Here is a 26,483-nt window from a genome sequence, read left to right on the forward strand (position 1 = left end):
ATGGCTACTTCCCTTTTGTAACTACGATATCCGCTTCTGCTGTTTTGTGGTTCCCCGCATGATCCGTTACCGTGTAGACAACCGTGTACACCCGCTTTTTCGCCTTTGGAGAAAGCTCTGCCCGAAGCTTGAATTCCAAATCATGGGCACCGAACTCCGCGCCCTGAATATCACCAGGGCTGTCCCCACCGAATAATCCGCTGTCCAATTCGCTGCTAGTTATGGAGGTTAATTGAATATCCCTTATCCCGGACGTTTCGTCCAATGCATGCAACTTGACCTTTATATCGACCAGCTTCTTGTTCGACGCGCCCAAATCGATACGATCTGGCTGGATGGTCACATCAGGAGCCGTTTTATCCACTGCAATCGTCCTGCTTTGAACAGGCTCGGCATTACCAGCTTTATCCTTGCTGTAGAAGGCTAACGTGTGGGTGCCTTCGGCCTGAATCTCGAGTTCGTGCTCATACCTGTTCCATTCACCGTCATTCAACCGATAATAAATGCCCGCAACACCTGAATGATCGACAGCTTCCAATTGTACGGTTACGTCCGATCGGTACCATCCATTCTCATGAGCTCCTTCAATATTCGCGACGGTTTCCGGCGGACTCGAATCTGCTGAACCCTCCATCGCATAATAGTTAATGAACGCTACCGTACTGACCGTACCCCCTTGTTGAGGAAGCGAAACGACGACCTGGTTCATCTCCTTGATCTCCCCTGCAGGAATGTCGAAATCGACATACCCGAAGAAACGCCCCGGTTTATTCGTGTAACTGATATCACGTTGATAGTTTTTGCCGTTCAAAGTGACGCTCATCGGAACGTTAAAGCCATTCTCACGGCCAAATGATACCCGCAAGACAGCCGATTGCAATTGCTCGACAGGAGCAGCGATCTGGAAAGCAGCCGGTTGACCCGTGGCCTTCAGCATCTCATCCGCGTAATACGTTTTTTCCAGTAAAATGTCTTTCACAACAGGTGATTTGTCCAATGTAATTTTAATGATGGAGGTTTCCTCCACTGCCATAGGCAAACTCTCCAGATCAGCCTGTTTCTTCGTCTCATAATGCAGCTTGCCGTGCTCCAGATAGAGCCTTCTCTGCTCAATATCATAAATTTTGGCGCCGCCGAGTTCAAGATTCAATTCCAGGCTGAGACGCTGCGGGTTCTTGTTGTTGACAGCAACATAAATGACATTATCCGTTTGCGTGGCATGCACATAAACCTTGTCGTCATTGGCCTCTACCGGAAGCAGATCCCCCTGGTAATCCTTCCAGAAATCCAAGTAATGTTTCAGCGGAGTAGGTACTCCCAGACTGCCGTCTTCTTCATATCGGAAGAGCATATCCGGCGAGCCCTTATCCCACCATTTGATCGGCAACAAAAACGGCACGATCATGTCAAATTCATTCGCCCGATTCATGTATCGAATCATATAGGCATTAAAGTTCTTCAACTGAATCCAATAATCAATATCCGTCGCTCCCGAATGCAAGGTTCCAGTTTCCGAGATCACCATAGGCTTGATGTTGTTGGTTAACGTCATATGATTTCGGAGCAAATCAAGCACAGCCTCCAGGCGGCCTGTCAAATACCCGCCATAGTTGGCGTCAGTTTCATTTAAAATCAAGTCCTTGCCTTCGTAGAAATGATGGGAATAAAAGTCAAGATGCCCCTTCGTTAAATCCATAAATCTCATTTGCTCCCTGGCGCTCGCGAAAGCGCTAGTATCCAGCGTCATATTCGCGCTAGTCGGTCCCCCTACCAGAACCTCGGGACTGCGTTCCTTGATTTTATCAGCTGTTATATTGTGAAAGTCAGCGAGAAGCCCCCAGGAATCATAGGTGGCATCATTATGGTAGATCCACTCCGAACGAATGGTTGATTTGTTTTTCACTTCTATATAGACAGGTCCTCTGCCATCCAGCTTGCGATTATAGGCTTCCGTATAGAGGGAAGCAAGCTCGGCTGCAGCTTTGAATTTGTCAACTGCCGGCGTCCCCCTTGGATTATTGGGCGTATTGGCAGGCCAATTCCAAGTCGGCCAATTGTCGTAAGCGATGATATATTTCATGTCCGGCGCATACAGCTTGTCATATTGTTCAATTAATTGTGAGTCCTTCTCATAATGTTGATCGAAAAACGATTCATCGGCATATCCGTCCCGAAGAGGGTCCTCCGTTAATAAAGGATCGCTAGGCTTATGACCGATCTCCAGCGCGTCCCGGAATTTGAACATTTGCCTTCCCGGAAGGAACCCTCTCTCGGACAAATAAGGTGCTATTTCATAGGTGACCGGTTCTCCTAACGGATTGGCATACACTCTGCGAAACTTTTCTTCTTCCATGCGGGTTATTCCATCAATGCTGCGTCGCGTGGTTGCGTCCACATGGACCTGTACAGGTAATATCGGTTTGTCCTCTCCCAATACCCCCACGCTCTTACATCATAAGTGGCCGATAGACCGTTCGGCTCATGCAAGACAAGATTCGTTACAGTACCCGTTCCTTTCAATCTGAGCTTAAAACCGTCATATTGACCCGGCTGAACCTTTATATGAAAGGGGCGTCCCATAATGACCGTCTCCGAGCGGAAATATTCGCTTAACTTCTCCTTGCCTGTCGGACCTTCCCAGTACACTTCCAGGTTTTTAATCTGGCTCCCATTAATATTTAGCTCTCGAAAGAAACCAGCGACTCGCATAATTTCAGGAGGGAGTTCGATAACTTTCTCACCCTCAATCATTCCGATCTGACTTGCAATCGTAATGAGCTTAACCCGTTTCTCACCGTTATTCACTTGTGTGATATATTCAATTGGATAAGTATCAGCCAGACCCGCAATAGAATCATAGTTATCCTTCTGCAGTTGCACATCGGCAGGCAGCTCGTATGCCATTGCAACGCCGCCTGTTTGCGGTAAGACCAATAAGCAGCACATCATCAACATGATCAGATATTTCATCAACTTCATTATCGAATCCCCTCTCCAATATAAGTAGATTGCTCGGCCTGCACGGAATCAAATAACCCCGACACACTCATCCTTGTTCATGGCAGCAGATCTCTAGATGGTTGTCGGGGTTGTTCATCATTCCTTACTTCTTGTAGCGAATATCGTACGCCTCCTGCATAATTTCCAGGTAGCGCTTAATATTCATATTACTCAGCTCGTTCAGGTAACCGTCCCAGCCGGCTTCCAGATTGGCATCGCCCATGACGAACTGGACAAGCATGTTGTCGACGTAATCATTGATGGTCTTCTGCAAGCCCAGCAGCTCTGACGACTGCGCTTCGTTGAAGATGAGCGGCGGAACCATAACCGTCTCGTTACGGAACGGCTCATAGCTTTTGGTCGAGGCATGCAGAATGTACTCTACATTGTTCACCGGATCATTGATAGCTTCGCCAATTCGGAAAGCAACAGTCCGATTCGTCGGGTTGGCCTGATTCCAGCTGTGATTCGCGACTTCACTCGTTTTCTTCAAGCGTACGAACGTCGCTGGATTGCCCTCGAGGCCTTGTTCGCCACCCTCAGCTTTTCTCCAGTCCTCTCCTTCAATGCCGAATAACGAAAACATCTGCACCTCTGGATCGTAGAAAGCATCAGCCAGACGTATAGCGACTTCGGGATGCTTGCTTGTCGCACTCACTACAAATCGGCCGTTGACATTGCCTCTTCTATTCTGTGCATTCACATATTGCGTGCCGGATGGGCCTTTGAGCGGCGGAACAACAACATAATCCTTCCATCTTTCATTGTCGGATATCGGGATTGGACTTCCATTGGGAGCAGCGCCCAGAATCACAACATCCCCATTAGCTCCCAGCTGCTTCAACTGATCGCCATCCTGTACGAAAGCCTCTGCATTAATTAATCCTTCGTCGAACAGCTTCTTCATATACCGCAGCCTTCGCGGTATTGCTCCGACATAAACGCCGCATCTATGGCTCCGTTATTCATATACAATCGCCGTGTTGTATCACCGTTTATGAAATCGTAATAGACGAATGCGTTCATCAAAAAGCCTTCGACAGAGCTGTTCCACCCTTTGGGTGATCCAGACAGCGGAATTTCATCGGCGATGCCATTACCGTTCGGATCCTGTGTCTTGAATGCCTTCAGTACTTCATAGAATTCATCCGTTGTTGTTGGCATCTCGAGTCCCAGCTTATCCAGCCAAGGCTTGTAAATCCATAGCTTGCCGGAGTAATAGCAATGGTAGCATTCATTAATATCCGGCATGGTGTAGATATGACCGTCATTGGAGGTAATCGCCGGTTTTAAGTGCTCCTGCTCTGCGAATATATTTTTCGTATTCACCGCATGCTGTTCAATCAAATCCTCAAGAGGCAGGAATACCCCCTGGTTGCCGTAAATCTCGAGCTGCGCATCTGTAATACCCATATTCATAAAGATGTCAGGATAATCACCGCTCGCCAGCGTCAGATTCAGCTTCTCTTTCATGTTGGATTCCGGAACCGTCTCCCACTCCAGATGCACATTGGTCCGCTCTTCCAGCCACTTCGTAAATTCGTTTGTACGATAGTCCTCTACATCCGGCCGTAGTGCCGCAAGCACCTTTAAAGTAACCTTCTCTTCTACAATTGGAAAGGTACCCGGCGCAGAAACAGCGCTCGTATTCCCCGCTTTGTCTCCCTCCTTATTGTCCGGCTTCGCATTGGACCCGCTTCCATTAGAGCAAGCGGCTAACAGTAAACACATCATTACAAACGCAAGAGTCCATTTTTGTTTCACTCTGTTTTCCTCCCTTTTTTAAGTTAACCCGATTCAAATGGATGACTGCTATGCAGGGCCTCTGACACCTGGTGCCAGGAATATTAGCAAATACGCATCACCCCTCTCCATAAGCTGTCTTTTCTTGAAGATTCGCTACTCCTTTAACGAGCCGATCATAACACCCTTTACAAAATGCTTCTGCACGAACGGATACAAGACCAATACCGGTCCTGCGGCGACTACAATCAAGGAATATTTGAGCAGCTGTCGCAGGGCATCCTTCTCCGCCATTTCAACGGCATCGGCCACCATGCTCATATCCACCTTGTTTTGTACCAGAATATCCTTTAATACAATTTGCAGGGGGTAAAGCGATTGATCCTTCAAATAAATAAGCGCGTTGAAATATTGATTCCAATGACCGACGGCATAAAACAAACTAATGACGGCGATAATCGGGGCGGACAGCGGGAGCACAATCCTCCACAGGAACCGGAAATCGTTGCAGCCGTCCATCTGTGCCGCCTCCAGCAGCTCGCTGGAAATGGTTACGCGGAAGTAGGTTCGTGTAATAATGACATTCCACACGCTAAGCGCAGCGGGAATAATAAGCGCCCACCGCGTATCCAGCATACCGAGATCTTTGACAAGCAAATAACGCGGAATTAATCCTCCATCGAACATCATCGTGAATACAAGCAGGACCATAAACAGCTTGGCGCCATAAAAGTCTCTTCGCGACAACGGATAAGCGGCCAGCAGCGTAAGAACAACATTAAATAGAGTGCCTACAATCATGTAATAGAAGGAATTCATGACAGAGGATACAATCAGCTTGTGCTTGAATATCGCTTCGTAGCCATCCAGTGTCGGTTGAACCGGCCACAGCCATACCTTCCCGGAGACGACAGCCTGACTGTCGCTAAAGGATGCGCTTACAATATAGATGAGAGGATACAGTGTAATAATAACCATCGTAAGCAGGATACTATAATTGATCCAGGTGAACGCCGCATCCCCTTTTGATTCTTTGATTCTCTGCCTTGGACTTCCCATGTGGCTCATATGCGGCCCTCCTACCAAAGACTTTCTTTGCCAACCACACGCGCAATCTGATTGACGGTTACGAGCAATATTAAATTTACGATAGACTTGAACAAACCGATAGCCGAAGCATAGGAGAAATTTAATCCATCCGAGATCAGCCCGACCTTGTAGACATAAGTATCAATAACTTCAGAGGTTGTAATATTGACGGGGTTCTGCATGAGATAGACCTTCTCAAACCCTGTTTGCATCAAATTGCCCATCGACAAGATCAACAGAATGATCATGACCGGCATAATGCCCGGAAGGTCAATATGCCAGATGCGACGCCACTTGCTTGCGCCGTCAACGACTGCAGCCTCATGCAGCGTCGGGCTTACGCCTGCCAGCGCAGCCAAATAAATGATGCACCCCCATCCAGCATTCTGCCAAATATCAGACAGAACGTAGATGGTTTGAAACAGCTCAGGCTTCGCCATAAAATGAACGGGGTCTGCACCTATTAGCTTTAGAAACTGATTTACAATTCCTGTTCGCAGATCCAGAAACTGAAGCATCATACCGACCATAACAACAGTGGATATAAAGTGCGGCGCATACGTAATCATTTGCACAGACTTCTTGAATCTGGCCTGCCTGACATAGTTCAGTCCTAGCGCCAGGATAATCGGCACCGGAAATCCGACGATTAAATGATAGAAGGCCAGGCCAATCGTATTTTTCAGCACTCTCCAGAAATCGTAGGAACCAAAAAACCTCGTCATGTGCTTCATGCCGACCCATTCGCTTCCCATAACGCCTTTCACGGGAATAAAATCTTTAAATGCGATTTGAGCTCCATACATCGGCCAATATTGAAAAATGATTAAATATGCAAGCGGCAATGAAAACAAAACAAGCAGCTGCCAGCTGCGTTTTGCCTGCTTCAGATGTTCTGCCGGCAGGCGCATTCTGACTTTTGGATTGGTTTGTATGGATGAAACCGTTCTCATTGTTTGTTGTCCCCCTTTTCTATTGTTGAGCCTCGTCGACAATTTGATCTTAGCTAGGAAAGCATATTTACGCTATCTGCATTTGCCCTTTCTTTATACAAATGATTAAAAACGCTTTCATCCATTTGATTTTTCATTATGCATTTTCAAAATATACAAAAAAAACAGCCGCTGCAAGCGGCATACAAGGAAGGATATTCAATTCTTTGAATCACTGCCCGGATAATGCTCGATAATGCGTAGGCGTTACGCCATGCATACGCTTGAACGCTCGGCTGAATGAATTCAGCGACGAATATCCCACATGATCGGCAATTTGTTCAATATTGAGCCTGGACTCCGACAATAGCTCTTTGGCAGCGTTCATACGCTTAGTATTCACATATTCCGTGAAAGAGCAGCCTGTATGTTCTTTTACCAGCAACGAAAGGTAAGTCTCTGATATTTGGAATTGATCCGACAGCATGGGCAGACATAAGGAAGGGTTTGAATAGTGGAGGTCCAGATAACTGACAATTTCGCGCATCAGCTCTTCATTCCGAATACGCTTCTGGTCAATGGTCTTGCTCGCAATGTGTTGGTACAGCCTTGTGATTCGATGAAAGCAGGCCTCCGCTTCACCTGCTCCATGAGGCAATTGCAGAAAAGACATCATATCTATACTTTCATCCTCGAACATCTGCGTGCCCGACTGATCAATAAACTTGAGAGCCGTACTGACCAATTCGGACAACAAGAGCCGTAGGACAGGTTCGATTAAAGAGCGCTCAACAAAATTTTCGACGAACAAGTTGCCAAAGGTGTTGTCAAGCTCTTCCATGTTCCCGCTTCGCAAATAGTTAAGAAGCTTCTGCTCCACATCGAACGGATAATAATACGATTGCGGATGTCTGGGCAACTCATCGTAATACGGCATGGGACTAGAGGAAGGCATACCGAAGGACAAGGCAATGGAGGCCTCTTCGAAGGATGCCGACACATCCATTAATGAGGAATAAGGTCGCCCTATGCCGAACTGCAAGGCATGCTGGAAGCGTCCGAGAAACAACTCCTGAATGGCACTTAGCTTCATGGTCAGCTCTTCCTTCCAAGCATCCTCAATGACTGTATCAGAGGAATAAATCATGGCCAGCCGGCTCTCGCCAATATCCAGCATACAAGTGTGATTTCCTTCCAGCTCCGCGATACATTCCCTCAGCCCTGCTTTTTCCAGATCCAGCTTCTCCAATGCTCCCATATCAATCGACTCCAAGATATAGGGTAATTGAATAATGATAACGGAATATCGTTCGCCCTGTAAGGGAATATCCAAATACTGCATCACAGACTCCATTTCTTTCTGTCCGGGATACGCGCCATCCAGCAGCCGTTGCAGGAATGCCGCCTGCAGCAACGGCTTTTGCTCTTCCATGCTTCGATGCAGCCGCTCATTATGCGACTCTAATTGGAATACAGTTTGAATGAGTGCTTTTAATGGTCTGCTGTTGCGATAAGCAAACAGCACAGAAGCCACGCCTCCAATTGCCAGCATGCCGAAGATAATAACCGCAGATATTTTTTTGACATAGTACACCTTTCGCAGCACGATATGCTCCGGCTGTACGGCAACGAGACTCCAGCTGCCGTTGTCGAGCCCAATGGAGGTGACGAATTGACCGGAAGGCTGCTCATGTTCATTATGGCTGGTTCGAGGAAGGAATTCGCCGCTGCCGGCAACACCGGCAATAATGTCACCCTCCTGGTTGGCAAGATAGGCATAACCGCCCTCCGAGAGATCAATCGAACGCAACGCATTCCTTATAGAAGAGCTGTCGATGAACATCACAATATGTGACAAATAATAGCTTGGATAACCAATGGAATGAATGTAAGGAATTAGCCGGCGTTCACCATTAGCGCTGCGGAGCTTCAGCTCCGGCATCATCTCCTGATAATAGTACCGATCCTCAAGACCCTTAATAAACGTGTGGACGGAATCCGACTGCGCTTCCGCGCTGGAAGCTCGGGATAATAAGCTATGTTTATCAGGTGATATTACAAATTGGCTTTTTATATAATGAATGTAGTAATTTTCAATGGATGGTGTAATAGCCGAATAGCTGCCAAGTTGCTTCTGCAATTCCATCAGACGTGTAATGCTGCTTCGCTCATATGGGTTCTCAATTTGCTGCATAGCGAGCACCCTCGGATCCTGGCTCAGGCTAATGGCAAGCTGATTGGTCTCTACAATCTGTCGATCCAATTGCTGCTTAGCCAGCTGTAGGACGGCCTGGTTGCGGCTCGACACCTCTTCCTTCACCACACGGCTCGTCTGCTGATACATAATGACAGATACCAAGCTGGCAAGCAGCAGCATGCTCAAATAAGGTATAAGAAATTTGAACACCGGTCTCCCGCGACGATTGGACATGTTCTCCCCCCCTTGACTCGTTCCATGTACAGTTGTATTGAAAGCGTTATCATTTTATTTTATCATAACCATTTAGCGCTCTGGAAGCACCCCCTTGCTTCTTATTTCTGGATTTTTAATACTGCTCCACTTGATCGTTGACCATTCCAGCCCATAAGCGCCAAGAACAGATAAGCAGGGGTTCCATTCCTCATGAGCACTTGCGGCCTCTCAAAGCGGTACTCTGGTTCATCAAAATAATAATGACTTGGGTAATAACCAATCGTTGGCTGGGACCATTGCAAGCCGTCTTCCGACTCCAGATAGATTCCACCTCGTTCGCTGAACACCCCCATATCTCGCATAAGCATATGGTATTTCCCATTTTCTTCAAAGACATAGGCGTCCTCTGCTTCAGCCGGGATGCAGGAGAAGTCAACCAGCGGATTAGCGGGATGCTTGATATAAGGGCCTTCAATATGCTTCGCAATGGCCACCCCCATTTTACGCATATTGTCGTTGTACCGATCCCATGCTTTGTAATAAAGCCAGAATTGTCCGTCTTGATGCTGCAGCAAAGCCGGATTTACTGTAATGTAGCTGTCCCACATCCCTTTGTCTTCACTTACATCTAATATGGGTTCATTGCCTACTCGGCTCCAGGGACCATACAATGAATCTGCTATAGCCAGCCCAATACGTTGGGTATGCACAGTTCCATCGGAATTGCCCAGGTAGAACATCGCATACTTTGAACCGATTTTTTGCACCGTTGGATTATGAATGGTCGCTGCGTCCCAGGCTTTCCCCTTCCTACCAGTCATCACTGTACCCAACACCTTATATGGGCCTCCTGGCGCGTCGGCTACAGCATGAGCAATTTCACTTACCTTCAACCATCCTTCATGTCCTGCATCTAGCGGCCATCTGGAGAAGAACACATGCACCTTACCTTCCTCGTCGTAGATGGGTGAACAACACCAAACATGATAATGAAGGTCCTCCAGGATACGTCCTATTGGTTCGAGTCTGTGGCTGAATAGTGAAGCTTCTGCTGATTCCACACCAAAACCTCTCATATGTCTCCTCCTAAGCGAATGAATCTTCATGACTTGAATGTGCCTGCCTCTATTCGGCCCCGACGAATAGATTTCATCTGACCGAGGCCTGTAACCGGCGCATATACACCGTCCGATTCCGGCAAGACGTATTGGCTAAACCAGTTGCCCAGACGTAATTGCATGTCCTCAATGGTTAGCGCGCAGCTCGTATCTTGAATGCGATTAACATTCTCTTCCGGATCTCTGCTAAGCTGGTACAGCTCATGCGGTCCATACGGATATCTGTGCACATACTTCCATTCCTTCGTTCGAATCATACGAACGGGACCATATTCATCATATACAACGATATGTTCATTATGATTTCCCTCTGTCCCTAGCATTAGCTTCGCAAAGCTTCGGCCTGGGCCTATCTCGTGATGATGAAGCTCAATGCCTGCATACTCCAGCAATGTCGGAAACACATCATATTGGCTTACAAGCTCCCGAAGCACTTGTCCCGCTGGAATCATGCCCCGATGATGGAATATGGCTGGAATCTTCACTGAAGTATCGAACATATTAAGTGGAAACGTTCCGTTTCCTTTGCCCCATATACCATGGTGTCCCATATTCATTCCGTTATCGCTCATAAAGACAATCAGAGTATTGTCTCTAATCCCCTTCTCATCCAGCTTTGCAACGATTTGTCCGATACCATGGTCCATGGCCGTTATAGCTGCATAATAGCCCTGCAGCAGCTCCCGTCGTCTGTCCCCTTCTCCTCGTGGACAGGTTGGAATTTGATTGGGGTGCGCTGGAAGCTCTGGAACAGAGTTGAACTCACAATCGTCATACATTTGCAAGTACCGTTCAGGATGCTCCGAATGCTCCCATGGGGAATGTGGTGCCGTATAATGTACGCTTAGATAAAATGGAAATGGATCAGCCGTGGTCGTCAATTCCTCAATAAAATGAATGGCATGATCTGTAATGAGATCAGTCACGTAGCCATCCTCTATACGGAATTCATCTTGCTCCACAACGTCTGGCTTCATGTAGGAGCAGCCCCCTCGCACAATGGTATACCAATGATGAAATCCATGCTGGGGTTTAGAGCTGTTGCCCAAATGCCATTTGCCGCTTAACGCGCAACGATACCCCGCTTGAGAAAGTAAGTCGGTATAAGTGAGCTGACCTGCCAAATAAGACTCTGCCTCATGCTCCTCGTCGAAGACTGACATGCTGCTCATTGAGTTCGGAAGCTCTGATTTGTTCACATTCCCTGAACGAATCCAATCATGTACGCCATGCCTTGAGGGGATCGTACCCGTTAGAATGGAAGCTCTGGCCGGGGAGCATACGGGTGATACACAATAAAACTGATCAAACCGCGCTCCCCCCTCCGCCAGCTTATCCAAATGCGGGGTTTTTATTTCCGAATTGCCAGCACAGCCTAACGCCCAGGCTCCCATATCATCAGCTAGAATAGATACAATATTGGGCTTCGTTCTACTTTTATGCATTATGATCGCTCCTATTTTTCTTGTTTGGCAGCAACTACTCCATCCCAATTTTGAAGCCTGTAGGATACGGAGTTTCAGCCAGAGAAGAAATATCGATCTCCAACCCCTCATTTGAAACTGTCCATTCAAGCGGCAGGTTGCCATCAAGAGTGTCTACACTTGAAACGACACTGCGGAAATGACGTGAATTCGTGGACAGGGAGCGGATCATAACGGTTCCGCTAGCGGGCAGCTTCATGACGAAAGCATATAACGTCCCGTCCTTGAAGGTGAATCGGATATCTTCCTCTGTATAGGCACCCCGCTTGCCTTCCGTGTGCATCTCTTCTCCCGATTGGGTCGGTCCTTCACCATATATCTTCCAATGTGTCGTATCGTAGATACCTTCCCCGTTCACGGCAAGCCAATCACCTATCGCAAGAAGGATTGACTCATCTTCCTGCGGAATCGTTCCGTCCGCCTTCGGTCCAATGTTCAACAACAAACAACCGTTCTTGCTCACTATATCGATCAGATCGCAAATCAAGTCCGCCGGGTCTTTATATTGATTATTGACACTGTGAGACCAAGAGTTGCGAGCAACAGAAGTGTCGGTCTGCCACAGCTCGGGACGAATGCCATTCAATTGACCGCGTTCAATATCGAACACTGCTGTGCCATGCATATAAGCGTCCAGCTTGTAATTGATCGCGACCTCCGTCCCCCACTCCGCTGCCCGATTATAATAATAGGCTGCGAATTTCTTGAGATATGGCTTGAAGCGGATATTCATGATCCACCAATCGAACCAGACGATCGATGGCTGGTATAGGTCAACAAGCTCGCAAGTTCTAAGCAGCCAATCGGTCAAGAACGCTTCGTCCGGTCCTTCCCCGTGAATCGTCCATTCCGGATCCCTTGGCTGAGCCGGACCATATAAGCCGCGGAAGCTGTCGTCCTGGACATCGGAATGAAAGGTCATTCCACCGTCGTAGAACCACCAGTTCTCCGCCCGATGGGAAGACACCGCGAATTTCATCCCCTTCTCCTGCACAGCTTCCTTCAGCGCTCTGATGATGTCCCGCTGCGGCCCCATCTTCGCGGCATTCCATTGCGACAATTGGCTGTCGTACATTTGGAAGCCATCATGATGCTCAGCGACGGGCATTACATACCTCGCACCCGCTCTTCTGAATAAGCTTGCCCAAGCCGCAGGATCAAACTTTTCTGCCTTGAACATCGGAATAAAATCCTTATATCCGAACTCATGCTGCGGACCATAGGTTTGAATATGGTAATCAAACATGCTGACATCCTGCCGATCCCGTCTGGCGCTATCCTTCAAGTACATTTCACGAGGATACCACTCATTCCCATAAGCAGGGACCGAGTAGACTCCCCAATGAATGAAGATGCCGAACTTGGCCTTCTTGTACCAATTCGGCACGGTATAGCTGCTTAACGATTGCCAGTTATCCTGAAACGGTCCATTCCCAATCACTTCATTTATTTGATCTATATTTATCATAATTGTTCATCTGCTCCTTGCGTGTGTCTGTCGATATGCGACCAGAACTGTTGTCCTGCCGGATGCTCGCGGTCTCCTGAACGATAGCTGTGCTCTAACAATTCTTTCATTAATACTTGCTCCATATGGGAGAAAGCCGGATCTCCAATTAGATTGTATCGCTCCAGGGGGTCCTCGCTTAAACGGAACAATTGGGAGTTATGGTGATAGACGATGAGCTTGTACTCTCTGCTCTTCACGGCTCGGACAAGGTCGGCATAGGCGAAATACAGCCTATCCCGATCCGGGATTGCTCCGACGCGAGAGAACAAAGGGGCTAGACATGCTCCTTCGACTGACGATGGAATCGGAACTTGCGTTAATTCGCATAAGGTAGGGTAGATGTCGGATAAATATACAAATTCATCTCTTTGCTGGCCTTTCGGTATCCCCGGCCCAGAGAAAATGAGCGGAACCCTTACGCTATGCTCATAGCAGCTTTGCTTGCCCATTAGTCCATGCTGGCCTACCGCCAGTCCGTTGTCTCCTGTGAATATGATAATCGTATGATCGAACAGGTCCGTTTCCTTCAACGCATGGATAATATCGCCGATTCGATCGTCCAGATGTGTAATCATGGCATAATATTCTGCCAGATGCCTTCGAATTTCTTCCTCAGTGCGCGGATATGCTGCCAGTTGCTCATCTCTTATACCGCGTATGCCATAATCGAAAGCATGCTCGCTGGCGGCATTGTCAGGCAGCTTCAATTGCTCTGGATCATACAGGTCCATATACTTCTTCGGCATGCTTCGAGGATCATGGGGAGCCATGTAGGACACATAGAGGAAAAACGGCTCCTCCTCCTTATGCTGACGAATCCAGTTTACGGCGGTATCCGAGAACAGGTCCGTGGAATGAACACCAGCCTGGACCTTGTCTGCAGGTCGATATTCTACTTCATTTGACAACATACGGTCTCTAATTACAGGAATTGAACCCGAGTAGTTTCCATCCGCGTGATAATGGTAAGCGGGGACATTCCAATGATCCTCCATCCCTCCAAAAAAGATATTCTCTCCGTCGCTGAAGCTCCGGTTAAAGGAGGCGGCGCCGTTATGCCATTTGCCAATGCCGAAGGTGGCGTAACCCGCTTGCCGGAACGTTTCCCCCATTAATACATGCTCCTCAGGAATGCTTCTTCCGTCGTCATGAATATGGAACAATGTTCTTCCTGTATGCAGCATCGCGCGGCTGGGCATACAGACTGCACCTACCGTGCCGCCTGGAATATGAGCCTGCCGGAAGACGGTACCGTGCTCCAGCAGGTTATCCAGATGCGGCGTTTGAATGTCGGTATTGCCCAAAGCACGCAGGGTATCAAATCTTTGATCGTCTGCGAACAGGAATACAATATTGGGCCTCTGGTCAATCATGCTCACGAACGACCCCCTTCTTCAGAATCAGGTTGCCGTATTGTGCCCGTTCACCAGTTGCAACAATAACATACGCTGAACTGCTACGCTCATAAAAGCTGAATCTCTCCAGCGATTCCAATGAGGATGACAATCCTGTCTTTCTATTCAGAATCGCTTCATAGGAGTCCCAAATCGTTGTCTCTACAGGATCGCCCGGAACAACGGCCATAACCGCTGCAGGTTTCTCCACATAATCGTCCAGTGGAAGCACCTTGACGATCGCTTCCAGCAATTCAACAATGCCAATTCCATCGCATCGGACAAGTCGTTGCGCATGGCTTGCAGCTGGAAAGTTGGCATCCCCCAGCACCAGCTCATCACCATGTCCCATCTCTCTCATCCATTTCAACAATTCCGGCGGTAATAATCCGGGAATTCCGATCAGCATCTGTGTTCCCCCTCATGCTGTCCTCTTTTGCGAGACGATTTTTTAAAGCTCGCATGGGTTGAAGGACTATGACATTACTTCTGTAATCAGCATAGTCCTTCAACGCTGTAGAGAGAAGATGCAATCTCGACTTGCAATGTTCAAATATCGACTTCTAACACATACTTAGACAGAAGACAATGGATCCAGAGCGCGCTCTCTTCTCGGGTTAAGTAGACGGGAGCGTCATCTTGGAGAGGCGGCTGGGTCTTAGGGGCAGCCACGCCCGTCAGCTTGATGGCATTGTCCAGCATTTCAAGTCCTTCTTCTATGGTCAAGACTTGCATCGGTCTGAACGTATGATCCCCATAGCCTCGAATCAATTGATGCTCATGAGCCGTACTGACGTAAGCGCCATACCAGCTGGATGCACTGACATCCTTGAACGGCTGTTGGTTCGACTCCAGTCTCAGTCCAAGCGCCCGCACCAGCATAGCGGTAAATTCAGCGCGGGTAATCTGCCCTTCCGGTCGGAACGTTCCATCCGGCAGCCCTCTTACAATCGTTCGAGCGGCAAGCCTGCGAATGATTTCTTCAGCCCCGGATTGCTTGATATCGAGCAGTCGTACTTCATGCCCGACAAGTGTATACATACTGTTGGTCAAGCTTCTGATGCTAGCATGCCACTTCCCTTCCAGGGATACCATGCTCGTGGGCACATGACGGACGCTGCCATCCGGCTCCACAACGACGGCAGTAGCTACTTGCGCCGGATCAAGCCCACTCGGCAATGGCATGATTCGCTCTACATAGGCGTCGAAGGATGTAAGCTCAATGACTTGGGTGCCATACATCACTTGAATGACAAATGAGATGGGCTCACCGATCGACTTTAAAGACTGAGCATCCGTTGCAATTACGACCCTTCGTTTCTCTTCCTCTGTCGGCTTCCCAATCCGCAGCTGCACCTGAACCTCAGCCAGGTCTATATCTCCCGAGTCCGACTGCTCAAGGATGGATTTCCAGCTCTCTGATGCGATGACTTGCCGAACAGGCAGCCTATAGCTTGCCATATTTGTTTCGAAAGCAAGGATCGCTTGCTTGTCGGCCAAAGCGGTTAACAATGAACCATCAAATTGCCCAATCACAATATCTGCGCTTTCGTTGACCTCGATTGATACAACCGCCTTTTCATCAAGTGAATTCAAGACCTTCAATAATCCCTTTCGGTCGGGATAGACTGTTGCTGCCGATTGACCTTCAATCAGGGATTTCACAACCGTTCCACCTGAGATCAACTGTCCGTTCATGGTCAACTTGACTAGATCTGGAACGGGAGACGGCACATAGGTATATACCGGCGGCACATTTGCCGCGACTGAGCTTAGCTTCAAATCACCCGTCATCCCCATGTTCTGCCATACTTGATCAAGCGGATCGTTCCAGCCCAAATATCCTTGTCTCACCCCGGAGGGCTGTCTCGCATCATTCACTTGTATATCAAAACCGATCGTTGAGCCCGCTGGCCTAACGATGGACATCCACGGGACAGCCATCTCTACAACGTAACCATCATTGGTCCGATGAACAGATTGTTGAGCGCCTTCAGGTACGTTGATGCCGGAGCTGCGGCCCATGTAATCCACATTCCACTTGATATCGTTCCCGTCATAGGGCTTGGCTTTCTCATTGCCGCCATCCACATACACTTCAACGGAATCGTTCTTGTACGTCTCGTTGGGTTCGGTTCCCGTAAGATCGGCGTCCTTCACTTCCGTTCGTATATACAGAAAGCGATCATCCCACAGTGTCTTCGCGATTGCTGTGATCGAGGTGCTCCCGCCTTTCACACGCAAAGAACCGATTTCCTTCGCTTGGCTCCACAACGGATCTGGACTTGAAGCGTTCAGCGCAGGTGTGCCGCGAAGCGCTTCCGCTTCCTTAACCGGCGGCAGCTCCATCTCCGGCTCATCCGACACGGGCTCGTTAGACCGCCAGACCCTCACATATTCGATGACATATTCTCCGTTTGGACTCGCCATGGACGCTTCCGACGGGAGTCCCGCCCACGTAAACGTTTCCATATCCATAAATATATATTGATTCTCGTGGAAAACATCATTCCGAATTTCACGAACCAATACGCCATCATAATAGAAACGGATCCACTTGGCATTCCAATCTAGCCCGTACACATGGAAATCTGCCGTCAGATCATCCTTTGAATGGTAGACGCCAGGGTTAGAGATATCCTTGGTCCAGTCCCCTCCAGCGTAATAATGTGTATTCATAGGCATTTCATATCCGCTGTCTGGATTGACGGTTGATCGTCCTACCGTTTCATACACATCTATTTCCGTCTCGTTGCCCTGCAACCAGAAGGAGCTCGTAATCGAGACAGGTGCGGCTTTTGCTTTAATTTCATAGTATCCATAGCCCGTTTTTGTTTTGGACTGGACAGCAGCAGTCGTGTATTTCTCATACTGCGGGCTATTGGGGCCAAGCTTCGCATTGGCTTCCGCCATCTCAGGTATCGTTTCATATTTGGCTGTCAATATTAATTGACCGTTCTCTTGCCTGATGTTGCGCGGCGAGAAGATCGAGGGCTGCCTGCCTAACCAGTACGTATGATGATCGTTCCATTTATTCGTGTCTAGAGCTGCGCCCCCGAATTCATCGGAATAATCCAGGCTGTACTTCCAGCTTCGGACATTGTCCGAATCGGATAACGGATAGATGGAATTATCAACTATATTCTCGTTAATGACCGGAGGCGGCAGTACTTCAACCAGCAGCTCAAAGTCATCGGCGTAGACTGTACCGGAACCGCTTTCGTTATACAGATAGACCTTTGCGGAAGTTTCTACAGCGCCTGTCTGGAAGCTCACTTCGTATAAGCCGTATGTTGTCCCTTGAATAGGGATATAGCTCTCCTCAGCACCGTTGTGCTCCTTAACCCCAAGAGTGGCTCCAGCGCTAGTCCCCAGCTTGGCATACACAGCTACCTTGTATTCAGTATTGGATTGTAGACCAGACACCGGAAATTCAATCGCGCCTTGACCAGAATACACAAGCGCGTAGGTTCCGGTATAGGCATACTCCGTCATAACAGTTGCCGAACCACTTCCCCATTTGGAATATCGGACAGGCAGCTGGCCCGATTCAAAGCTCCCATTCTCAAACGCATTCACCCTGCTCGTCTCCTCCGCTTCAGCCTGTGAAGCAGGCATCCACAATAGACTAAGAAATAATACAATAGCTATTACGGAATGAATCGCTGCATTACCCCGGTTTGTCATATATTGTTCACCTTTTCATTGTTATTTGTGCCAGGCACGGATATAATCCACCTCGAAGATGGAATTCAAGCTATCTCCCGGAAGGCCGTCCCATTCAAATATTTCGGTATCCAAAAAAATGTATTGATTCTCGTAAATAAATGAATTCGACTTTGTACGAATTAATTGGCCGTCAAAATACCATTTAATTTGAGTTTGGTTCCACTCCACACCATACGTATGGTAATTTCCTGCTAGCCTGACGTTCGTTTGATAGTCGAAAGGATCTGCAATATCACTAGCCCAGCCATTACGAAAATCATGAGTGTTAGTTGGCATGATCGTATCCTTATGGACGTTCCTCGTTGCGTTACCTACCGCTTCAACAACATCAATCTCCGAATAATTACCCTGCAGCCAGAAAGAGCTTGTATGCGAAGCGTCTGCCGCTTTCATCCTGACCTCATAATAGCCGTAAGGCGCTTTTGTCTTGGATTGAATGACCGCTGATGTAATATAATTATCACTTAGCATCGTTTTTCCAGATGCTGTGTTTACCTTTCGGACAACAGATACTTCATCTCCGTAGACCACACCGCTTCCTCCGACGTTGTATACGTATACCTCAGCGCTGGTATTTGTTGAGCCCGTCGTGAACTCCACAGTACCCAGCGTCCAGCTTGAACTGGTTACTTCTTTCAACTTTTCAATGCCCCCATAATTTTTAACGCCTACATTCACTTTGCTGCCCGATCCCTTTTTTAACCATGCCGAAAGCTTGTAGGTCGTATTGGGCTGCAGACCTGTAATGATTTGCTGGACAGCGCCTTGACCATTAATGACCACGCCATATAGGTCGCGATATTGGGCTGAGACAGATGCTGATTTCGTCCCTGAACCCCAAGCAGACCAATTGGACAGATTACCGGTTTCAAAGCTTCCATTCTTAATTAAGTTTTCATTTTTTGTGTGAAGCTTTGCCGTTCCATTGCTTATCCAGACATTCGATGGATCGAACTGGGAGGGATTGCGCCCACTCCAATACGTATGTTCATTGAACCATTTCGTTGTGTTTAGTGACGAACCGTTGAATTCATCGCTAAACGTCTCGTTTACAATCCAACCTCCCGTATTGCCGGGATCGGAAGCCGGCCACGCTACCGCAGCTTGAGAGGATTGAATGCCGAAGCTGGCGGGAGCAGTGCATATCACCAAAATTAAAAGCCAGAAAACAATCTTTCCCTTCAACATTTTTGTCATCGTCATCACTCCATTCATTTTTATGGTAAGCGCTTACTTTAATTCAATCACCTCGTTTCTATGTTTATGTAATCTATTGTAAAGGAATCAACACGCCTCCATAATTAACATTTCGACTAGTAATAGCAGGATAACTACTACTCATGGACAACGGAGTTGAATCAAGTTAGTGAAGCATATTTATTACAGAAATGAATGTGAAAGAGGCCTCCACATAGAGGCCTCTCGCAAATCCACGCATCAAGCGCTAAAAATTGGTTGCTATAATTTTAGAAGCATGGTCGCTCGTAATAAAGTCCATTGCCGAAATGCCGAAGCGGCCTTTGGTATTAGTCGTGAAAAAGCTGGTTACTTTAGGATTGATATCATCCTTGATTTCACGAATATTCGGAATACCGAACAAGCCTGGCTTGTACCCGCTGGTATAGTTAATATAGAGCCAGGTCGGATTACTTGTTTTCGCTTCATTATACATACTCTGAATATCATTCCACTTTTTGCTCTTATCCGTTACCTTATAATAGTCTTGGATTTTCAGATTGGCACTCTTCTTAATCGTGAAGGTTGTGTTCTCTTGCCAAGCCGTAGCATCTATGCCTTTAGGGAGCTGTGCGGCAGGAAATCTTCTCAACAGCACGATCTTCCCTCTGGCTTCTCCAAGAGTCGGAACATGGTCCGTCATGACCCACTTGCTTGGATTTTTGCTAACGTACGCATTGAAGGTTTCTTCGAAGGAGCGTGTATTTTCTGCTGCCGTGTGCTCTTCCTTTACGCTCATGATCACCGTTTCTGTAGGGTTATTGTTCAGGAAGGCTAAGACCGCATTCAACACGTCGTCGAAGTTCTGATTCTGATACACGGATCCATGATGAATGGTGAAGCCATTCTGGAAATGTCTTGTACGAATGTCCAGATACCGCACTCCGATAGACAGCTGCTGAGCAATAGTAAGATCCTGATTTTTGGCCGTGCCATAAATCGGCTCATACAAGGCTCCCGAATCATGGGTGCCTGGAATCGACAGCGAGGCCAATGAGGTCGTATTCCCAATCGATCCCATCCAGTTGTTGCTCGTGTATGCGAAGGATGGGCTTGCAAAGGACGTTACGAGCATAGCGAGCAGCACAAGCAGCATAGAAGCTTTCTTTACCATGGAACACTCCGCCTTCCTATATCACTAGTTTATATCTGATCCTTAACCCATTTGCTCGACTCTTCTTGCGCTTTCTTCAAGCCTTCAGCAGCTGGCACCTCACCCAAGAGAATACGTTCAACATGCTCAGACAGAATATACCTTGGCTGTCCTGAACGGTATGGATAGCGCGGGGCCCATAGCTGGCTCATCTGCTTCAGAATAATATCCATCTGAGGAATTTCTTTTACCGAATCCCAGTTAGCTGCTGACTTAATAACAGGCATACTCTGGGAGCGTTGCTCCGTCCACATATATTCCTGGAAAAATTCAGAGCCGCTGAATTTCAACCATTCCCAAGCAAGCTCCTTGTTCGAGCTTGTTGTTCCGATTGCAAAAGGACTTCCAGCGAACATACCGCCCATGCCATTCTCTGGATGCTTGAACAAGAGCGAGGCCTGGTAACGGTCCTTTGTGCCAAATGCTTCAATTGTATTAACAAAGCCTGGTGCAGCACGCAGATTAATGGCAATGTTGTTGTTCACATTCAAGAAATTTTCTGCGCCTTGGTTAACAAGCACGCCTTCCGGTGCGTATTGCATCGCTTCCCTCAACCATTCTGCCGATTCCACCATCGATGGTGTATCGAACTCCAACGTCATTTCTTTCCACAAGAAGCCGCTTCCCCACTGGCCGCCCTTGGCTTCATTTACGTTCATGATTGTGTCTGCCGCATCCTTGCCATTAAAGGTTAAGCCATAGTTTTGTTCGCCCGTCTTAGGATTCGTCCCCGTCATTAACTTTGCTTTTTCCAATATTTCGTCAATCGTTGGCGATTCAGACAGATACGGCACTCCCCAATCGTCGAATAGCTTCGTATCATACACGATTAGCCGAGCATCGCCGATATAAGGAAGGCTATAAATTTCGGGTTCTTGATCATTAGGTCCCATTGCTCGCCATCCATCTACCTGACCATTGAGGTAAATGCTTAAGTCGAAGCTGTCTCTTTCTATAAAAGGCTTCAGCGGCTCCAATAAGCCTTGCTCCGCAAACTTGGCGATACCCGGTACCTGGTAGACATCTGCAGCATTCGACTGCAGCATGGTCTGGGTCTTCTCATTGTAGTTATCCCAGCCCATTAATACGAATTCGACAGTCGTGCCGGGGTAACGCTTCTCGAACTCATCCTTTAATACTTTAATGCCCTTGGACTTCTGGCCTGTAATGGCATCAGTCTTGTCTTCCACGGAGAAGTCTCCGATCATCTGCACTTTAAGCGTGCCTGTAAGCTGGGTATTCGATGTGCCGGCATCATCAGTCGGCGAACGGTCTGCATGACCTCCGTCAACTTGGTTTGTAGAGCCGGGCGCATTAGCCCCTCCGTTCCCGCTGCATGCGCTTAGTGCTAAGGAAAAAAGTAGAAATAAAGTACAAACGAACATTTTCGGATTTGCTTTAAGCATAGCTGGTTTAGCCTCCATTTTTCTTTTTATACTCTCCATTTAACTCTCGCAACAATATGGCACTACAGCTGTTCTCTTAATCTGGCTTCTCTCTATTCTGTCTCTCTCTCTATTCTGTTTCTCTCCCTATCCTATCACTCTCCCTTCAGACCGCTTAATGCCACGCTCCGAATAATATATTTCTGGAAAAAGATAAACACTAGAAGAATCGGCATAATACTCATGGCAGTCAGGGCCATCGTAACACCCGCAAGTCTGTCCCCGTTCTCTGCCGAGAAGCTGGATAAAAACAAAGGAACTGTCTTGAGGTGTTGATCGTTAATGACGACGAGCGGCCATATAAACGAATTCCAGCTCTCCTGAAAGGCAAGAATGGCAAGTGTGGCCGTAATGGGACCCGTTAAGGGCACAAAGATAAAGAAATACGTCTTGAATTCGCCTGCCCCATCCATCTTGGCAGATTCTCTCAGACCTTCAGGCAGCTGATCGAAATACTGCTTGGCCAGCACAAGTCCTAAGGCATCAATTATGGACGGTAAAATAAGAGGATACTTCGTATTAATAAGACCTAGGTCATTAAACATGGTGAACATTGGAATGAGTCTCGTCTCGAATGGAATCATCATTGTGGCAAGCACAGCGATATAAAGGATTCGCTTGCCCTTAAAGCTGCCTCGCGAGAACGCGTAGCCCCCCAGCAAAGCCGAGGCGACACTCATCGCAACATGAACACAGGCAAGAAAAGCTGAATTTCCATATGCCAGGAACAGAGCATTATTCTCGAACACCAGACCATAGTTGAACCATGAGAACAACTCCGGTATGAAGCGCGGCGGGAAGGGCAGCGCTACGTTGGCCGTTCTCTCCAGACTGACGCTGATCATCCAGAGAAACGGGTAAATCATTATACATCCAATAGCCGACAGCAGAATCGTAATCACGGCTTTGGTCGCTGCATCTCTTTTGTTAAAGCTAAGCATAGAATATGACCTGCCTTCTATATTTTCATTCGGAGGAGCTTTATGTTGAAATAGGTGAATACGAGAATAACGAGGAACAATATATAGGCGGCTGCCGAAGCTATACCGTATTCATTGCCGCCAAAGCCCCTCTCAAATATAAAGCCGACCACTGTGTGGAGCGAGCGCGCAGGGCTGCCCTGCAAGCCACCCAGCATGAAGACGTCTGCAAAACGTTGAAGGCCGCCGATCCAGCCCAGTATGCAAAGTAGAGCCAGACTGCCCAGCATGTTTGGTATCGTAATGAGCCACCACTGCTGCAATCGTGTAGCACCGTCAATAGATGAGGCCTCGTAATATTCAATTGGGATTGCCTGTAAATTCGCAAGACATATAATAATAACGAAGCCTAACCAATGCCATACGGATAGAATGATAGCGCCCCACTTGGCGGAAACGGGCTGGGAGAGCCACACCACCTTCTCCATGCCAAGCAGCTCCAGGGCATAATTCAGAGGACCGTCGGGATGAAGAATCGCAACAAAGACGGTTGCCGCCGCCACCATCGAGGTGGTATTGGGAATATAGAACAGCACCTTGAAGAAATGGCTTGAACGACGCAGGCTATTAATGAGGCAAGCAAGTACAAACCCCAAAGGAATAGCAAATATTAACTGAAAGATTGTAATGTATAAGGTATTGTAGACCGCATACCAGAACGTATCTGAGGTAAGCACATCGGTATAATTGTCCGTCCCAACGAAACGCTCCTCGACACCTCTGGTAAAGCTGAGACGAAGTGATTCAAGCAGCGGGTATACGGTGAAGAACAGTATGCCGAGCAGTGTCGGGAGCAAAAACACGTACCATACGGCATATGATTCTCGTCTTGCAGCTATAAGCCGCTTCACTGGGACCCTTGTTCTTGCATTGCTTACATTCACTAGAGACATATTGGATGGACGGGGCAGCCCCGTCCTCCCTCCTTTTCTACCAAGAAATGATTATCCATATTAACGTTTGCTCCAGACCGAGGGGTTAAGGAGTGATACCGCATCAACACCCATGTCTAGATAGCCTGCTATTAACTCTGTATCGTCCGGCAATGTATAGATCCAGACCATAAGCCGATGTTGTCTCGCTTGACGAATCAGGGATGCGCGACAGGAGACGTAATGGGCATTAATGCCGGTAAAGCCACTTTTCACTGCTTCCTCGCAATATCGACTTACTTCCGCTTCATACTTGTCATCTGCCATTTCCATAGACAGATGGGGGAGGTTCCAGACGACATGCTTGGCATGCTCGCTTCCGGCAAGATGGTCCGTAACGCCGGTGAAGTATACCTGATGCCACGCATTCAGCTTATTCACAACCGGGACTGCCGCCCGATAGGCATCCTTTGTCTTCAAGTCCAGATTGAACGCAGCCTCTCTTGCCTGGAACAGCATGAGCACTTCCTCCAGCTTGACAGCTGTACCATTCCCTGCAGCAATCCATTCGTCATAAGTATAGGCGCCAACATCCGGCTCATCATCATGATAAAGCGCCGCGACGCCGTCCTTCGTTGAACGAACATCCACTTCCAGTATCTCAGCTCCGGCTTTATAGCCTGCCTCGCAAGAGGCTATTGAGTTGTAAGGAGTACCCTCGCAGCCCGTATGAGCAATTATTCGATAGTTCTGCATCCATACATCTCCTCTTCTGCAGCTTCACTCTGCATCATTCTCACGTATATGGGGTTAGTAAAAACAAGAGTTGTATATACCTCTTGCATGACCCCCATCGCTTTTGCTCGCAGCCAGCGTATACTCCCCAACTCGACTTGTTGCGCAATCTGCGTCTGCTCCTCGTTCCATAGTTGATCCAGCAGAACACCGTTATTGGATTCGACAACTACTCTTGTCACCAACAGCTCATTCCCGTATGGAACGAACGATTCAGACATGACAATACGAATTTGAAGTGTAACGGTCTGCTCCGAATCTTCATTTATAGGAATCTCATCACCCACGCTGTATCTGCTTTCTCCCATAACAGCTTCCATTAGGAGCAGCGGTCCCATGCTGGGCATGCATCGACCTTGGGCAATGGCGTGAACCACCGACTCTGCAGCACTGTCCTCCCATTCCTCCGGCAATTCAATGTAGGTGACGGCGGGCCATTCGTTATGAGTAGCAGAATGATGCCAATCACGACCAGCTGTAGCTGTAATCCGGTAGCCCTCATCCAGCAACGTTGTCCATTGCTGCAACGCTTGACTATTGTGGCGCTTCAGGGAAGGGGTCAGCTCATGCCATACCTCCATGTAATCCACATCGTTCCAATCCTTGACTTCATATTCCCAGTGACAGCCCGTACAGATCGGACTGCCCATTCTATACGGATGAGCAATCCCTACTATGCCTCCTGCCTGATGCACCCTGTTAATACCTTTATGTATATCCTTGGGCCCAAGGTCACGCCAGTCGCAATAAGGGGCTCCTATCGTCAGCATGTGTCCGTAGAAGGTTGTCCATTCCATTCCAGGCAGGATCACCACATCCGTTTCCTCCTGGACTGCTCTTGCTTCCGACATGCCCGACATCGTGTTGTGATCCGTGAGTGCAATGCCCCGAATACCTAATCTCTTCGCTTCACGACACATCTCCAGCAGTGTATGCTTCCCATCGCTGTGGGGCGTATGGGTATGCAGCTCAAACGGTATCCATTTCATACAGCTGCGATCCTCCCCTTACAGTTAGTTGATAAGAGCAGTCCGGGGTGATTACACAATGCACACTGATTGTAATTCTCCATAGCCCTTCTGGAAGCTCTCCATTGATGAAGCCCGGAGAAGATGCCAAGCCGGCAATTTTATACTTCTGCTCAGGTGAATGTCGATGCGCTGAACCTCGGAATCCGTTCGGATCATCTACGGATAAGGTTAATAAGTTTTGCAGAGGTGTATAACGTTCCCATTGCTGCTTCTGCAGCTCTGCATGAGATGGTTCATTGTATCTCTCGATAGCCTCGATAATCAGAGATTGTGCGGCCTCCTGATCCACCAACACCTTGGGACTATACCTGAACTCTAGCTCCAGAGAAGCAAGCTGGCCGATGATTGGAAGTTGATAAGTGATATGTGTCTTGGAGCTGAGAGGCGTTAAAGTACCCCCTGCAACTAACAGCTCATTCATTCTAACAATCTCCTTTTACTGCAAATTGATTTATGGTATCGTTACCATACGGGCGACATGATCATTCTATTGGACTTTTGTTAATTCTATTGACGTTTTTTCTTTATTAATTGTAAATAATTGCATTTGTTTAGGTTT

At 47.8% G+C, this 26,483-nt stretch carries 21 protein-coding genes; all 21 read right to left on the reverse strand.

Going from position 1 to position 26,483, the window contains the following annotated elements:
• Nucleotides 1-4: 4 nt before the first annotated feature.
• The gene (locus GE073_RS12915; RefSeq protein WP_153783597.1) at nt 5-2,353 is read right to left on the reverse strand and encodes an OmpL47-type beta-barrel domain-containing protein; all 2,349 of its coding nucleotides are present in this window, start codon (nt 2,351-2,353) and stop codon (nt 5-7) included.
• A gap of 5 nt (nt 2,354-2,358) precedes the next feature.
• Complete coding sequence (locus tag GE073_RS12920) at nt 2,359-2,979, reverse strand: hypothetical protein (RefSeq protein WP_153783598.1); 621 nt, start codon at nt 2,977-2,979, stop codon at nt 2,359-2,361.
• A 124-nt stretch (nt 2,980-3,103) separates the two neighbouring features.
• The gene (locus GE073_RS25445) at nt 3,104-3,907 is read right to left on the reverse strand and encodes a type 2 periplasmic-binding domain-containing protein (protein ID WP_228551477.1); all 804 of its coding nucleotides are present in this window, start codon (nt 3,905-3,907) and stop codon (nt 3,104-3,106) included.
• Nucleotides 3,904-4,764: an extracellular solute-binding protein gene (locus GE073_RS25450; protein ID WP_228551479.1), complete on the reverse strand. Its 861-nt coding sequence runs from the start codon at nt 4,762-4,764 to the stop codon at nt 3,904-3,906. The genes GE073_RS25445 and GE073_RS25450 overlap by 4 nt, the downstream gene beginning before the upstream one ends.
• 135 nt (nt 4,765-4,899) lie before the next feature.
• Nucleotides 4,900-5,811, reverse strand: coding sequence for a carbohydrate ABC transporter permease (locus GE073_RS12930; RefSeq protein WP_416362091.1), 912 nt, complete (start codon nt 5,809-5,811; stop codon nt 4,900-4,902).
• Between the two features lie 11 nt (nt 5,812-5,822).
• Nucleotides 5,823-6,785: an ABC transporter permease gene (locus GE073_RS12935; protein ID WP_153783599.1), complete on the reverse strand. Its 963-nt coding sequence runs from the start codon at nt 6,783-6,785 to the stop codon at nt 5,823-5,825.
• Between the two features lie 211 nt (nt 6,786-6,996).
• On the reverse strand, nt 6,997-9,195 hold the full coding sequence (locus GE073_RS12940; protein WP_153783600.1) for a helix-turn-helix domain-containing protein: 2,199 nt from the start codon (nt 9,193-9,195) through the stop codon (nt 6,997-6,999).
• A gap of 101 nt (nt 9,196-9,296) precedes the next feature.
• Nucleotides 9,297-10,253, reverse strand: a complete 957-nt coding sequence (locus GE073_RS12945; protein WP_153783601.1) for a glycoside hydrolase family protein — start codon at nt 10,251-10,253, stop codon at nt 9,297-9,299.
• A gap of 26 nt (nt 10,254-10,279) precedes the next feature.
• Nucleotides 10,280-11,740, reverse strand: coding sequence for a sulfatase-like hydrolase/transferase (locus GE073_RS12950; protein ID WP_153783602.1), 1,461 nt, complete (start codon nt 11,738-11,740; stop codon nt 10,280-10,282).
• A gap of 34 nt (nt 11,741-11,774) precedes the next feature.
• Nucleotides 11,775-13,247 carry an alpha-L-fucosidase gene (locus GE073_RS12955; protein ID WP_153783603.1) on the reverse strand — a complete coding sequence of 491 codons (1,473 nt, stop codon included), beginning with the start codon at nt 13,245-13,247 and terminating at the stop codon, nt 11,775-11,777.
• Complete coding sequence (locus tag GE073_RS12960; RefSeq protein ID WP_228551864.1) at nt 13,244-14,662, reverse strand: sulfatase family protein; 1,419 nt, start codon at nt 14,660-14,662, stop codon at nt 13,244-13,246. The genes GE073_RS12955 and GE073_RS12960 overlap by 4 nt, the downstream gene beginning before the upstream one ends.
• The gene (locus tag GE073_RS12965) at nt 14,655-15,092 is read right to left on the reverse strand and encodes an RbsD/FucU family protein (protein ID WP_153783605.1); all 438 of its coding nucleotides are present in this window, start codon (nt 15,090-15,092) and stop codon (nt 14,655-14,657) included. Before GE073_RS12965 ends, GE073_RS12960 begins: the two co-directional genes overlap by 8 nt.
• A gap of 140 nt (nt 15,093-15,232) precedes the next feature.
• Nucleotides 15,233-18,262: a sugar-binding protein gene (locus GE073_RS12970; protein WP_228551481.1), complete on the reverse strand. Its 3,030-nt coding sequence runs from the start codon at nt 18,260-18,262 to the stop codon at nt 15,233-15,235.
• Between the two features lie 129 nt (nt 18,263-18,391).
• Complete coding sequence (locus GE073_RS12975; RefSeq protein WP_228551483.1) at nt 18,392-19,609, reverse strand: family 16 glycosylhydrolase; 1,218 nt, start codon at nt 19,607-19,609, stop codon at nt 18,392-18,394.
• Nucleotides 19,610-19,856: 247 nt separating this feature from the next.
• Complete coding sequence (locus tag GE073_RS12980) at nt 19,857-20,762, reverse strand: phosphatidylinositol-specific phospholipase C (RefSeq protein WP_153783608.1); 906 nt, start codon at nt 20,760-20,762, stop codon at nt 19,857-19,859.
• 29 nt (nt 20,763-20,791) lie between these two features.
• On the reverse strand, nt 20,792-22,207 hold the full coding sequence (locus tag GE073_RS12985; protein WP_153783609.1) for an extracellular solute-binding protein: 1,416 nt from the start codon (nt 22,205-22,207) through the stop codon (nt 20,792-20,794).
• A 134-nt stretch (nt 22,208-22,341) separates the two neighbouring features.
• The gene (locus GE073_RS12990) at nt 22,342-23,187 is read right to left on the reverse strand and encodes a carbohydrate ABC transporter permease (protein ID WP_153783610.1); all 846 of its coding nucleotides are present in this window, start codon (nt 23,185-23,187) and stop codon (nt 22,342-22,344) included.
• 17 nt (nt 23,188-23,204) lie between these two features.
• Nucleotides 23,205-24,077 carry a carbohydrate ABC transporter permease gene (locus GE073_RS12995; protein ID WP_228551484.1) on the reverse strand — a complete coding sequence of 291 codons (873 nt, stop codon included), beginning with the start codon at nt 24,075-24,077 and terminating at the stop codon, nt 23,205-23,207.
• 102 nt (nt 24,078-24,179) lie between these two features.
• A complete protein-coding gene (locus GE073_RS13000) occupies nt 24,180-24,854 on the reverse strand; it encodes a glycerophosphodiester phosphodiesterase (protein WP_153783612.1) in 675 nt (224 codons plus the stop codon).
• Nucleotides 24,836-25,882, reverse strand: coding sequence for a CehA/McbA family metallohydrolase (locus GE073_RS13005; RefSeq protein ID WP_153783613.1), 1,047 nt, complete (start codon nt 25,880-25,882; stop codon nt 24,836-24,838). Before GE073_RS13005 ends, GE073_RS13000 begins: the two co-directional genes overlap by 19 nt.
• Nucleotides 25,863-26,345, reverse strand: coding sequence for a hypothetical protein (locus GE073_RS13010; protein ID WP_153783614.1), 483 nt, complete (start codon nt 26,343-26,345; stop codon nt 25,863-25,865). The genes GE073_RS13005 and GE073_RS13010 overlap by 20 nt, the downstream gene beginning before the upstream one ends.
• Nucleotides 26,346-26,483 lie beyond the last annotated feature (138 nt).

This window comes from Paenibacillus sp. B01 (assembly GCF_009649995.1).
Taxonomy (GTDB): Bacteria; Bacillota; Bacilli; order Paenibacillales; family Paenibacillaceae; genus Paenibacillus_O; species Paenibacillus_O pasadenensis.